General features: G+C 35.0%; 12 protein-coding genes. 5 read left to right on the plus strand and 7 right to left on the minus strand.

The genetic code is table 11. The features are described 5' to 3' along the window. Positions 1–43: 43 nt before the first annotated feature. Complete coding sequence (gene hflX / locus C6368_RS00165) at positions 44–1,243, minus strand: GTPase HflX (protein WP_107037151.1); 1,200 nt, start codon at positions 1,241–1,243, stop codon at positions 44–46. Between the two features lie 55 nt (positions 1,244–1,298). After that, a complete protein-coding gene (locus C6368_RS00170) occupies positions 1,299–1,736 on the minus strand; it encodes a cytochrome B (protein WP_107037152.1) in 438 nt (145 codons plus the stop codon). 370 nt (positions 1,737–2,106) lie between these two features. On the opposite strand from C6368_RS00170, the gene C6368_RS00175 reads away from it, so the two are divergent. Together C6368_RS00175 and C6368_RS00180 are read left to right on the plus strand one after the other, a co-directional pair. Continuing rightward, positions 2,107–5,160 (plus strand): amidohydrolase family protein, encoded by a 3,054-nt coding sequence (locus C6368_RS00175; RefSeq protein WP_107037153.1) that lies wholly within the window; start codon positions 2,107–2,109, stop codon positions 5,158–5,160. A gap of 4 nt (positions 5,161–5,164) precedes the next feature. Next, the gene (locus tag C6368_RS00180; RefSeq protein WP_159038331.1) at positions 5,165–6,451 is read left to right on the plus strand and encodes an amidohydrolase family protein; all 1,287 of its coding nucleotides are present in this window, start codon (positions 5,165–5,167) and stop codon (positions 6,449–6,451) included. 109 nt (positions 6,452–6,560) lie between these two features. Here the strand turns inward: C6368_RS00180 and C6368_RS00185 are convergent, their stop codons facing one another. After that, entirely contained in the window at positions 6,561–6,974 is a 414-nt protein-coding gene (locus C6368_RS00185) for a hypothetical protein (protein ID WP_107037155.1), read from the minus strand. A 77-nt stretch (positions 6,975–7,051) separates the two neighbouring features. Continuing rightward, positions 7,052–7,249: a hypothetical protein gene (locus C6368_RS00190; protein WP_107037156.1), complete on the minus strand. Its 198-nt coding sequence runs from the start codon at positions 7,247–7,249 to the stop codon at positions 7,052–7,054. A 541-nt stretch (positions 7,250–7,790) separates the two neighbouring features. Between C6368_RS00190 and C6368_RS00195 the strand changes: the two genes are divergently transcribed. Beyond that, on the plus strand, positions 7,791–9,005 hold the full coding sequence (locus C6368_RS00195; RefSeq protein ID WP_107037157.1) for an aminotransferase class V-fold PLP-dependent enzyme: 1,215 nt from the start codon (positions 7,791–7,793) through the stop codon (positions 9,003–9,005). Positions 9,006–9,045: 40 nt separating this feature from the next. Further along, on the plus strand, positions 9,046–9,459 hold the full coding sequence (locus C6368_RS00200; protein WP_107037158.1) for a SufE family protein: 414 nt from the start codon (positions 9,046–9,048) through the stop codon (positions 9,457–9,459). Between the two features lie 244 nt (positions 9,460–9,703). Here the strand turns inward: C6368_RS00200 and C6368_RS00210 are convergent, their stop codons facing one another. Together C6368_RS00210 and C6368_RS00215 are read right to left on the minus strand one after the other, a co-directional pair. Beyond that, positions 9,704–10,078 carry a hypothetical protein gene (locus C6368_RS00210; protein WP_107037160.1) on the minus strand — a complete coding sequence of 125 codons (375 nt, stop codon included), beginning with the start codon at positions 10,076–10,078 and terminating at the stop codon, positions 9,704–9,706. Positions 10,079–10,265: 187 nt separating this feature from the next. Further along, the gene (locus C6368_RS00215; protein ID WP_107037161.1) at positions 10,266–10,952 is read right to left on the minus strand and encodes a response regulator transcription factor; all 687 of its coding nucleotides are present in this window, start codon (positions 10,950–10,952) and stop codon (positions 10,266–10,268) included. 162 nt (positions 10,953–11,114) lie between these two features. Between C6368_RS00215 and C6368_RS00220 the strand changes: the two genes are divergently transcribed. After that, positions 11,115–11,612: a hypothetical protein gene (locus C6368_RS00220; RefSeq protein ID WP_107037162.1), complete on the plus strand. Its 498-nt coding sequence runs from the start codon at positions 11,115–11,117 to the stop codon at positions 11,610–11,612. Between the two features lie 298 nt (positions 11,613–11,910). Here the strand turns inward: C6368_RS00220 and pyk are convergent, their stop codons facing one another. Beyond that, entirely contained in the window at positions 11,911–13,329 is a 1,419-nt protein-coding gene (gene pyk, locus C6368_RS00225; protein WP_107037163.1) for a pyruvate kinase, read from the minus strand. Between the last annotated feature and the right edge of the window lie 20 nt (positions 13,330–13,349).

Below are 13,349 nucleotides of genomic sequence, written 5' to 3' on the forward strand. Positions count from 1 at the left end.
TACGACCCAAAAACTTTCGGATCGTAATTATCCAAACTGTATTTTAATACAAGAAATTGCTATAAGGATATCTCACTTGAAAAATCGTTTTCACTTCATCATAAATAACGTGCTTTAATTCATCGAAGTTCGTTTTGTTTTCTGCTGAAATAAATACACATTTACTGTTACTCATTTTAGCAATCCATTGTTTTTTCAACTCTTCTAACGAATAGTTTTCTTGTGTTTTCGGAGATAAATCATCTTCGTCTTGCTTCACATATTTGTAGGCATCAATTTTATTGAAAACAACAATTGTTGGCTTTTCCGTTTTGTCAATTTCTGCTAAAGTTTCATTTACCACCTTAAAGTGATCTTCGAAATTTGGATGAGAAATATCTAGAACGTGAATTAAAAGATCTGCTTCTCTCACCTCATCCAATGTCGACTTGAATGATTCAACCAATTGATGTGGAAGTTTTCTGATGAAACCAACAGTGTCTGTTAACAGAAATGGAAGATTTTCAATCACTACTTTTCTAACTGTAGTGTCAAGCGTTGCAAACAATTTATTTTCAGCAAATACTTCAGACTTACTAATGGCATTCATTATTGTGCTTTTACCCACGTTGGTATACCCCACCAATGCTGCACGCACAAGTTGTCCACGATTTCCGCGTTGAACAGCTTTTTGCTTATCAATATCCTTTAATTTTTTCTTTAAAAGCGTAATTCTGTCCTTAATGATCCTACGATCAGTCTCAATTTGACTCTCCCCTGGTCCACGCATTCCGATTCCCCCTTTTTGCTTATCGAGGTGAGTCCACATGTTTGTTAACCTAGGATACAAATATTGGTATTGGGCCAATTCTACTTGGGTCTTAGCGTGAGAAGTTTGCGCTCTTGATGCAAAAATATCAAGAATTAGATTACTTCGGTCAAGGATTTTAACCTCCATCAATCTTTCTATATTACGCAATTGTGCTGGAGAGAGCTCATCATCAAAGATGACCATATCAATTTCATTCGAAACAACATACTGTCGAATCTCCTCGATTTTACCAGTACCTAAAAATGTTTTTGAATTGACCATTTGAAGCTTTTGAAGAAACCTTTTTTGCGTTACTGCTCCCGCTGTAAGTGCTAAGAACTCTAGTTCTTCGATATGTTCGATTGCCTCTTCTTCCGACTGATTTTGTACGATTACTCCTACCAAAACAGCCTTTTCCCCTTCTAAATTCTCTGTTAATTTACCTACTTCCATTCAATAATTGTACGAATATATTTGTAATAATTAGATTTTCTTTAACGTATTTTGGCTAGAAATATCCAGCACCTACGTTATAGATAAAAGGCCACGGAATTGCAATAAATATGATAATCAACCCTAAACCATAATATCTCAAAATCATTTTGTGGCGTCTAGCAGGCTCAATTTGCTTTTCTGCTTTTTTCCTTCCAAGGGTTATAAATATTATTGCCACTACCATTAACAAAATATGTTCAACAGTAAAAAACCTGTAGATTGGCTCACTCATCGTTTCACCAGAGAACTGAACTTTTGAGCTGATCGCATATAGCACTAGCCCAATTAGCAACTGGATATGTAAAAAGATCATCGCAAAGAGATTAATCATTTTATCCTTCTTCTCATACTTATCTGATTTCAAGTTTGCGATTGCATTAAAAATTGCAATTACCAACAATGCCAATACAATGTATCTCAACCCAGAGTGTGCTGCTATTAATCCTTTCATTTGTTTTGATTTTTTCTCAAAAATACCAAATTAGACCGATTAGTCAGCATAAAAAAGAAAAATTAAGGTGAATGCTTCAAGGTTAAAATCAAGGTTGAATTTGTACTGTAGTTTCTGCCCTACTTGGATTAACAAAGTAATAAGACTTTCCATCTTCATCAACTTTTTGATATCTCATAGCCATTACCCTCAATACAAGATCTTAACACTCATTATTTACACTAGATTAAAACCAGCAGCAATAAACCAATTGAAAGAAAGTATTTTTCAAAGTACCGACCATCAACTATTAACCAACAGTTATCCTAAATAATTCCTTGATAGCGTTAAAATTATTAATTTCGGAGATTTTTAAATAACTAGATTAGCCATGCGTATATTATTTTGTATCTCTCTTCTATGGTTTCTATCCGCTTTTGCGTTTGGTCAAATTCCATCTCCTAATAATGGAGCTAAAGAATCACAAGCTTCAACTTATGTGCTACGCAATGCAAAAATCATTGTAAGTCCAGAAAAAATCATTAGCAAAGGCTCCTTGGTCATTAAAGACGGGAAAATTTCTTCTGTTGGTAAACTAATGCGCTACCCAGATGGAGCAATAATCATTGACATGGAAGGAAAAACAATTGTTCCTTCATTTATAGAAAGTTATTCTTCAATTGGAGTGCCAAAAGCAGAAGGAGAAAAATGGAATCCACGTCCGCAAATCGATAGTAAAAAAGAAGGAGCATATTATTGGAATGAGTCTATTCACCCAGAAGTTGATGCCCTCGGACATTTCAAAGTAGATGCAAAAGCTTCTAAAGACTTGCAAAAAATGGGATTTGCAGTTGCGGTAACTCATGTTGATGATGGTATTGCTCGTGGAAACGGAGCTGTTGTTGCTTTGGGTGATATTCCAAATAAAGATGCAATTTTAAAAGCAAAAGGTGGAGCTTTTTTCTCTCTTGAAAAAGGAGTTTCTAAACAAACTTATCCTTCTTCTCAAATGGGTGTGATTGCTTTATTGCGTCAAGTACTTTATGATGCACAATATTACAAGACCAACCAAGAAACATTACCAGAAAACCTTTCTTTAAGTGCGTTAAACGAACAACTAGATGGTCCACTCATTTTCAATGTGAATGATAAACTTGAAGCTTTAAGAGCTTACAAAATAGCACAGGAATTTGAGTTAGACTTCATTATCGTAGGAGCAGGAAATGAATTTGAGCAAATCAAAGAGTTTAAAAATTGGAGTCAACCAATGATTTTACCAATCAACTTTCCTGACGCTTTTGAAGTTGGAGATCCTTACATTTCTCGTCAGATTCCATTAAGTGATCTTAAAGAATGGGAATTAGCCCCATCAAATCCGTTTATCTTAAAGCAAAACAATGTGAAATTTGCAATTTCTTCAAAAGGTCATGAAAAATCTGAAGATTTTTGGAAACATTTCCATAATGTTTTGGAACGTGGACTCTCTCGCCAAGAATTACTAGCAGCCCTAACGACAATTCCATCTGAAATTTTTAAAGTTGACAATCAATTAGGAACTTTAGATGAAGGGAAAATTGCAAGCTTCTCCGTTTTTGACAAAGACCCTTTTGAAATGAAAAACGCCAACCTCGAAGAATCTTGGTCTTTGGGAAAACAACATTTCATAAAAGAGAAATCCGATATAGACATTCGTGGGAAGTACAGATTTAGCTTACCAGAAACTTCATACGTTATTGATATTAAAGGTACACCTGAAAAACCAACAGGAACAGCATATAGTTATAAGAAAAATTCTTTGGACACTTTAAAAGCAAAAGTTGGAATAACTGTAGATTATAAAGATGCATCTTTTCATTTTGAAGTAAAAGATGATAAATACGAAGGAGTGATTACGCTCCATGGAAATTACAGTCAAAACATTAATGCTTTTTTAGGTCAAGGTCAATTACCAGACGGAACATGGATTAAATGGGCAGGAGTTCAATTGTCAAGTCCTAAAACTGATAAGAAAGAATTGCAAAAGAATACGATTACTATTGATACAAGTTCGGTAGGATCCGTTTGGTTTCCGAACATGGCATACGGAATGGATTCTTTACCAACCAATGAGGTTTACGTTTTGAGAAACGCAACTATATGGACAAATGAAGAAGAAGGTATAATAAAGGAAGCTTCAGTTATTATAAAAGATGGTAAAATTGATTACGTAGGAACTGAAACTTTCAGCATTCCAGCCGATGCAATAGAAATTGATTGTAAGGGAATGCACATTACCTCTGGAATTATCGATGAACATTCACATATTGCAATTTCTAAGGGTGTAAATGAAAGTGGTCAAGCTGTGTCTGCAGAAGTTAGCATAGCAGATGTAGTTAGAAATGACGACATTAATATTTACCGTCAACTTTCAGGAGGTGTAACGGTTTCTCATCTATTACACGGCTCTGCCAACCCAATCGGTGGTCAATCTGCTGTGATAAAATTAAAATGGGGATATTCACCTGATGAAATGTTGGTAAAAGACATGCCGAAGTTCATCAAGTTTGCTTTAGGAGAAAATGTGAAACAAAGTAATTGGGGTGACTATAACACAGTTCGTTTCCCACAAACCAGAATGGGAGTAGAACAGGTATTTTATGATGCATTTATTCGTGCCGAAGCTTACAAAAAGAAATGGAATGAGTATAACGCAATGTCTCCAAAAAAAGCTGAACGAAATAATATTTCAGCACCTGCTGTTGACCTAGAATTAGAAACTGTGTGGGAAATCAAGAATGGTGAACGTTTTATCAGCTGTCACAGTTATGTTCAAAGTGAAATCAACATGTTAATGAAAGTTGCAGATTCAATGGGCTTCAAAATAAATACTTTCACTCATATTCTAGAAGGATATAAAGTAGCAGATAAAATGGCAAAACACGGAGCTGGAGGTAGTACATTTTCAGATTGGTGGGCATACAAATACGAAGTAAAGGACGCAATTCCATTCAACGCTAACATTATGCAAGAGCAAGGAGTTGTTGTAGCCATTAACTCGGACGATGCAGAAATGGGTAGACGCTTGAATCAAGAAGCTGCTAAATCTGTGAAATACGGAGGAATGAGTGAAGAAGCTGCTTGGAAAATGGTCACACTAAATCCGGCAAAACTGATGCACCTTGATGACAGGATGGGAAGTATAAAAGTAGGGAAAGATGCAGACATCGTAATTTGGACAGACAATCCTTTAAGCATTAATGCACAAGTATCTAAGACTTTTGTTGATGGAGAACTACTTTACGACTCATGGAAAAGCGTAGATGATTATTATAGAATTAGAGAAGAAAAGGCAAGAATTATAAGTTTAATGCTTAATTCTAACCAAAACGGTGATGCAAAAAAGCCTTTCGAAAAGAAAAAGGAAAAACACTGGCATTGCGACACAATTGGAGATTCAAAACATTAAAAAAATGAAGACAATAAAATTATTTTTAACCTTAGCAGTTGTTCATTTTATTGGACTCTCTGCGATGGCGCAACAGAAAATCCTACTTTCGAAAGGAACAGTTCATGTAGGAAACGGAAAAGTAATTAACCAAGGATTAATTGGAATTCAAGGAGATAAAATTATTTTGGTTGACAATGCCTTGACCTACAACTTGGACAGAGCATCTTGGGACACAATCATCGATTTAAAAGGGCTCGACATTTACCCAGGTTTTATTGCTCCTAATTCAAAATTGGGATTAACAGAAATTGATGCCGTTAGAGCAACACGAGATTTTAATGAGGTAGGAACATACAATCCGCATGTTAGAGCACTTATCGCTTTCAATGCAGAATCCGAAATCAGTGAAACAGCTAGAACAAATGGTGTATTTTATACACAAGCCACGCCACAAGGGGGTATTGTTTCAGGAACTTCTTCAATTATGCACTTGAATGGGTGGAATTGGGAAGATGCAGCAATCAAAAAAGATGACGGGATTCATATGAATTGGCCTTCTACCGTTGTAGGCGGTGGTTGGTGGGCTGAACCAGCTCCAAAAAAAGCCAATGACAAATACAGTTCAAGATTAAAAGAAATTAGAGCATTTTTTGAGGCTGCTTTAGCCTATAGTAGTTCAAAAGAATTGTATGACCCTCGATTCGAAGCTATGCGTGAAATATTTACAGGAGAGAAACGGTTGTATATTCATGCCGATGAAATGAGAGCTTTATTAGACATTATTGATTTTCAACGCGATTTAAAAATAAAATATCCCGTAATAGTTGGAGGATATGACGCTCACATGGTTGCAGATCAATTAAAATCAGAAGAGATTCCAATCATTTTAAAAGGAGGTCATACTCTTCCTTCCAATGAAGATGACCCTACGGATTTACCATATCGCCTCCCTTCTATGTTACAAAATGCTGGAGTTTTATTCTGCATTCAAAATTCGGGTAGAATGGAAACTATGAATACACGAAATATCCCATTCTTGGCCGGTACAGCTATGTCATATGGATTAACGGAAGAGCAGGCTATTTCCTCGATAACTTTAAACACTGCTAAAATTATGGGTGTTGACAAAATAATCGGAAGCATCGCGGAAGGAAAAAGCGCAACACTTTTTGTAAATAAAGGAACGCCACTTGACATGAGAACGAACAACTTAATATTTGGAATGATCAATGGTGAGTTCATTGATTTGTCAAATGTTCAAACAAAATTATACGATAAATACCAGAAGAAATACGAAGATCAGAATTAATGATTTAGTCCTAAACTATTATATTGATAAATATTATCAAAAAAAAAGCTTGTCCTCGGACAAGCTTTTATAATTATTTTCAAAATCGAAAGATTCGAAAAATTAAAACTTAAGGACGTTTTATTTTCATTTCCCTTTCGTTCAATTCACTTTCACCTTTCAACTTAGCATTATTCGCTTTTTCTAAACTTTCTTTAGTAGTTGCTTTAATTTCTCTCGAAGTTTCTTTTAACTCCATGTTTGCGTTGTCAGAAGTTTCTTTGATGTCAGACTTCAATTTATCAGACTTTTCTTGAATATTCTTTTTAGCTTCATCAGCAGAATTTTCAATCTCGTTCAAAGCGTCTTGAGTTTCTTCCTCAATTTTCTCACCTGCATCTTCTGCAGCTTCGTTTAGCTCAGCACCAGCCTCATTCATTTCTTCTCCAACTTCATTCAACTCAGCCTCAACTGAAGTATCTTCGCATGAAGTAAAAGCCAAAGACATAGCCAAAGCCGTTGCGAATACAAATACTCTTTTCATAATATAAATTTTAGTTAACCATTATTAGATATAACAAATATATAAATATTTGAGATATTGGAATTTAGTACCAAAAATTAATTATTTGTAGATTCTTCGATGTTTTCCTTAGCTTCTTCAGTTTCTTCCTCAATTTTTTCTCCTGCCGCTTCACCAGCTTCGTTCATTTCTTCACCAACATCTTCCATTTCCTCACCTACTGTTTTTTCTTCACAAGAAACAGTTGAGAATGCCATTGCGATTGCTGCTGCCGTATAAATAAATACTCTTTTCATAATATATGTTTTAAATTTTAGTTAAATACTATTAGATCTTTTGTAAAATTAAAAATTTATAATAAAGCAGCAATTAAACATTTCTAATCTTTTCTTAAAATAGGTTAAAGTGACTTCATCGCTTTTAAATACAGCATCTGTGATCTTCTATTTGCATGACTTTGAATCTACATTCTATAAGAGACAGGAGAATCATCTCCAACTCAATTCTATTTCGCGTGAGGGGTAGAAGTGACATCCTTTAAAAACTGAATACCAATCGGAATCTGTACCTTGAATACAGAAGTTACTATGTCCATTAAGGTTCAGTACCTGGTATTATTTTTAAAGATATAACGGATAACCCGACCCAGTTAAACATTGAAGCCACAATTTAAACTTGAAAGTTAACTATATCAATCAAGGCAAAAGAATTCACTGGGGCACGCCCAAAACCGAAAAACAAATGTCACATAAAATCAACTATAAATAGAATATAATCCTCAAAGGTGTTTATTCTGAATATAGCTTTGTACCTTTGTGTGTATTCAAATTTATAGCAATGAACATAAAATCAATTCGTTCACAATTTCCAATTTTAGAGCAGAAAATCCACGGAAAACCGTTGGTTTATTTTGACAATGGTGCCACAACACAGAAGCCTTTATCGGTAATTCAACGAATCAATGATTATTACGCTCGGGAGAATGCAAATATTCATCGTGGTGTTCACACCTTGAGTCAGGAAGCAACCACAGCTTACGAAAATGCTCGTACTATGATTCAAAATTATCTTGGAGCAAAAGAAAATCATGAAATTCTATTCACCAAAGGAACCACAGACGGAATAAATTTGGTCGCATTTTCATTTGGAGAATTATTAAAAGCCGAAGATGAAATTATTATTTCTGCAATGGAACACCACTCAAACATTGTCCCGTGGCAAATGCTGTGCGAGCGAAAAGGATGTAAATTACGCATCATTCCAATGGATGAAAAAGGTGATTTGGTTTTAGACACATATGACTCTTTGCTTTCTAACAAAACAAAACTAGTTGCTGTTACACATATTTCAAATGCACTAGGGACTGTTAATGATGTAGAACACATTATCAAGAAAGCACACGCAGTTGGAGCCAAAGTGCTAATCGATGGAGCACAAAGTATACAGCATATTCAAGTGAATGTGCAAGAATTAGATTGTGATTTCTATGCCTTTTCTGGACATAAATTATTTGGACCAACAGGCATAGGAGTTTTGTATGGAAAAGAGGAAATCTTGAATCTTATGCCACCTTATCAAGGTGGAGGAGATATGATTAAGGAAGTGACTTTAGAGAAAACAACTTATAATTCTTTACCTCATAAATTTGAAGCTGGAACTCCAAATATTGCTGGAGGAATTGGATTAGGTACGGCATTTGAATTCTTGAATTCACTTGACATGAAAGAGGTTGTAAAACACGAACAAGAATTACTTGAATATGCAACTTCAGAATTAGAAAAGATTGAAGGGATAAAGTTTTATGGTCAGGCAAAAGTAAAAACAAGCGTAATTTCATTTTTAATCGAAGGGCTTCACCCTTATGATGTAGGTACGCTACTTGACAAAATGGGAATTGCAGTTAGAACTGGTCATCATTGTACACAACCAATAATGAATCAATTCTGTATCCCTGGAACAATTCGTGCTTCATTTGCTTTTTACAATACGAAAGGAGAAATAGATGTTTTTATTAAAGCATTAAACAGAATTATTCCTATGTTGAAAAATTAATTCGAAGGCAATTTTATATCATACAACAAACTAAGAAAAAATGAGCATTACAGAAAAAGAGCAAGAAATCATTGAAGAATTTGCACTTTATGATGATTGGATGGACAAATACGAATACATTATCGAACTAGGTAAAGAACTTCCTATAATTGAAGAGCAGTACAAAACGAAAGATCGTTTAATCAAAGGTTGTCAATCTCAAGTTTGGCTGCATGCCGATTGTAAGAACAACAAGATGACCTTTTCTGCAGATTCAGATGCGATAATCACAAAGGGTATTATTGCTTTATTAATTCGTGTTGTAAATAACGAATCTCCAGCGGATGTTGCACGATCTGACTTTCAATTCATTAAAGAAATTGGATTGCAAGAACATTTGTCTCCTACTCGTTCCAATGGATTGGTGAGCATGGTGAAAGAAATGAAACTGAACGCACTAAAAGCCGTAAAATAATGAAGTTTAAATCTAGGACTGTAATTTTTTCAACAGCATCTCTTCTAACATTCACACTATTTTCCAGTTGTGAAGATCCAGAATTAGATGCTATAATGGCGGACTATTGCGAATGTATAAGTGAATCGCGTTATGATGACAGCAAACATATAGAGTGCATTGAAAAAATGGACTCAATTAAAATAAAGTACAAGGAACAACCAAGAAAGATATTAAAGGTTATAGAAAAAACCGATGAATGTTACTAGTTTTCTATTCCTTCTAAGAAATTTGGAAGGTTAGCATTTTTAGCCACCTCTTCATCTCCTAAAATCAAGATTGAGTTAGGCCTGTTTCTGTCCAACCACATATTGAAATTAGAGTTTGTGGCAGCCAAAGTCCCATTGATATCAACCTTGTGAACAGCTTTGTTTCCATCGCTTAAATCAGTTTGGGTATCCTCATCATCCCTTGAGAAATTATGATTTTCGTGAAACAATACCACACCATCAATAATTTCACTTAAATTATCGTTTTTATGTGTTGTGGCAACCACTTGAATACGTTTTCCCTCAGCCCATTCAGAGATGGCTTTTCCAAACTTATTGTTTTCAATAACGTATATGGTTTCTATTTTCATTCTTATAATCGATTAAAAAGCCCTGTGATGGGCGGTAAAAATCAGGCACAAAAGTAATGACTTCTATTTAATATCAAACTAAAAGTTGAGAATAAAATGAAAAATTAAGCACTTGGTACAAACAGCGTTTCATATGAGTTAAATGACAGTTCAGCAGTAACTCACACTCTTTGCGTGATTTCCCACGTTATACCGTCAACTCGTCTATAAATTTATATCCAACTCCTTTTACGGTTTGGATGTAATGGGAACCTATTTTCTCTCTTAATTTCCTGATATGCACATCAATTGTTCTATCACCAACAACAATATCTACTCCCCAAACAGTGGAAAGAATAGCTTCTCTTTCAAAAACATTTCCTGGTTTGGACATAAGAAGAGCCAGTAACTCGAATTCCTTTCTAGGGAGGTGAATATTTTCTCCTTTTAGGGCGACTGTATATTTTTCTCTGTCAATTATAAGGTTTCTATCGCTGTCATCATCCGTTCTATACCTCCCGACATTTCTTCTTAATAATGCATTGATTCGACTAATTAACACTTTTGGTTTTAAAGGCTTAGCAATATAATCATCCGCACCAGCATCTAATCCAGCAACTTGACTATAGTCTTCATTTCTGGCAGTCAAGAAACAAATAATTATCCCATCATATTTTGGGTCTTTTCTAATCAATTCACAGACTTCAATACCATCCATAATAGGCATCATGACATCCAATAAAATAATGTCTATCTGATTATTGTTTTCTTCTAGCAATTTCAAGCCTTCCTTTCCATTTTCTGCCAAGAAACATGAAAACCCGTGTTTAGTTAGATTATATTCCAATAATTCACGAATCTCTTCTTCGTCATCTAAAATTAATACACCCTTCATTGGAATTTAATATTGTTTACACAAAGATATAAATTCTTAGCGAAGTCTACATATTTTCAATATCCAATGAATTTTAATCATTTTTATGAATTATGAGCCAATAATTGTGCTCTGATTATCGCGACATCACTATCTTAGCAAGAAATAACATACAATTATACTATGAAAAAATTATTATTATTTACAACAATACTAACTCTTGCAACTTTCTCTTATGGTCAAAGTTACGGATCAGGGGTAGGTGTGAAGTCAATTACTTCTGGTGGACCTTTTGGAGGTTTTGGAATTAACTACAAAGCATCAATTGGTGGAGGAAGTGCGCTTGATTTAACTGCTGGAGGAGGAAGCAATCATTTTGCAGCCCAGTTACTATATGAATGGCAAAGAGAAACAGGTTGGACTAATGGACTGGACTGGTACATTGGAGCAGGTGGAACTTTGGGTGCTTGGAGCAGTAAATATTATTGGAACACCAACAAATATTACGATCGTGGCTTTTTCTTAGCGGCAGATGTAGTATTCGGTTTAGATTTCAACATTGAACCAAATACAGGTGTTCCACTCGGATTCTCCTTAGAAGCTGGGCCTAGTGTTGGCGTCATTAATTCTAGAGGATTTGGTATCAACAGTGCTTTTGCGATTAGATATATAATTAACTAAAGAATCACTTGTCTATATTCTCTGCCGAAGACTAATTAAGTGAAGGACCTATTAAAAAGATAGACGATTACTATCGATTTACCTAGCTTCATAGGAAAACCAGAATGTCTTAGACAAAAGAGATCTCTCGTCGCTTCGCTTTGTCGGATGACGGATTACCGTAAGGATATATCAAAAAAGGGAGAAAAAGATGCTGCGCAGGATCTCTTTCTCCCTTTTTTGATTTTTAAAGCATTAAAAACGCCCAGCAAAATTTTACTGGGCGTTTTTCACTCTATTACTTCCAATTGAAATCGAATTATTCAACATAACTCAACCTCAACATATTTGACTTTCCTTTTGATTCAATTGGCATAGAGGCAACATTAATTACCAATTCACCAGTTTTCAATAAACCTTTATCTTTTAAAATGTATTTAATGTCAGCAATTGTATGGTCTGTACTCACCATCTTATCATAGAAAATTGCACGGACTCCCCAAACGAGGTTTAGTTGTGTCAAAATTTCTTTGTTACTTGTGAAGACAAATATTTGTGATTTTGGACGTTGAGAAGCAATTTTATACGCTGTATAACCCGAGAATGACATCGTTACAATAGCTTTAGCGTCTACTCTATTTCCTAATCTTGTAGCATTAAAACAAATGGAATCCGAAATAAATCGTTCTTGATTTTTCTCCGGAATTTCTTCTTTGTAATAAATCAAATCGGACTCTTCTACCTTTCGAACAATCTTATCCATTGCTTGAATTACCGTAATTGGATGCTTCCCCACTGAAGTTTCTCCAGAAAGCATCACTGCATCCGTTCCATCCAAAACCGCATTCGCTACATCATTAACCTCTGCTCGAGTTGGTGTATAATCCTCAATCATACTTTCCATCATTTGTGTAGCTACAATGATAGGTTTAGCATGTAAATAACATTTTTTAATTAACATTTTCTGCACCAATGGCACATCTTCCATCGGAATTTCAACACCTAAATCCCCACGAGCAACCATAATTGCATCCGTTTCACGAATAATAGCATCAATATCTTGAATTGCTTCTGGTTTTTCAATTTTAGCTACAACCTTAGCTTTATTGCGATGCTTACTTATGATGTGCTTAATTTCAATGATATCTCTTGCTGAACGAACAAATGATAATCCTATCCAATCAACATTTAAATCCATTGCGAATTCTAAATCTTTCAAGTCTTTCTCCGTTAAAGAAGGAAGCGATATCACGGTATTTGGTAGGTTAACACCCTTATTTGAAGATAGAATACCTCCATGAGTTACAACCGCTTGAATAACTTTTCCATCTGTTGAAACAACTTCCAACTCAAGCTTTCCATCATCCAAACGAATAAATTCACCTGCTTTGATATCAGCAGCGAGTTGAGTATAATTGATGGCAAATCTTTTGCTTGTTCCTACGACATCCTTATCGGTAACAATTTCCACAATTTCGCCAGGCACCAACTCAACGCCGTTGTCCTCCATTTTACGTGTACGAATTTTCGGACCTTGTAAATCTGCTAAGATTGCAATGTTTAAACCGGTTTCATCGTTTAATTCGCGAATAATATTAATTACTTTTTCGTGGTCTTCATATGCACCATGAGAAAAATTGATTCTCGCAACATTCATTCCCGCTTCCATCATACCTCTCAAAACCTTTTTAGATGATGAGGCTGGTCCCAAAGTGGCTACAATTTTTGTTCTTTTCATTTCTTTAATAATTTTCTTTA

Source organism: Brumimicrobium mesophilum, assembly GCF_003025005.1.
In the GTDB taxonomy this organism is placed as follows: Bacteria; Bacteroidota; Bacteroidia; order Flavobacteriales_D; family Crocinitomicaceae; genus Brumimicrobium; species Brumimicrobium mesophilum.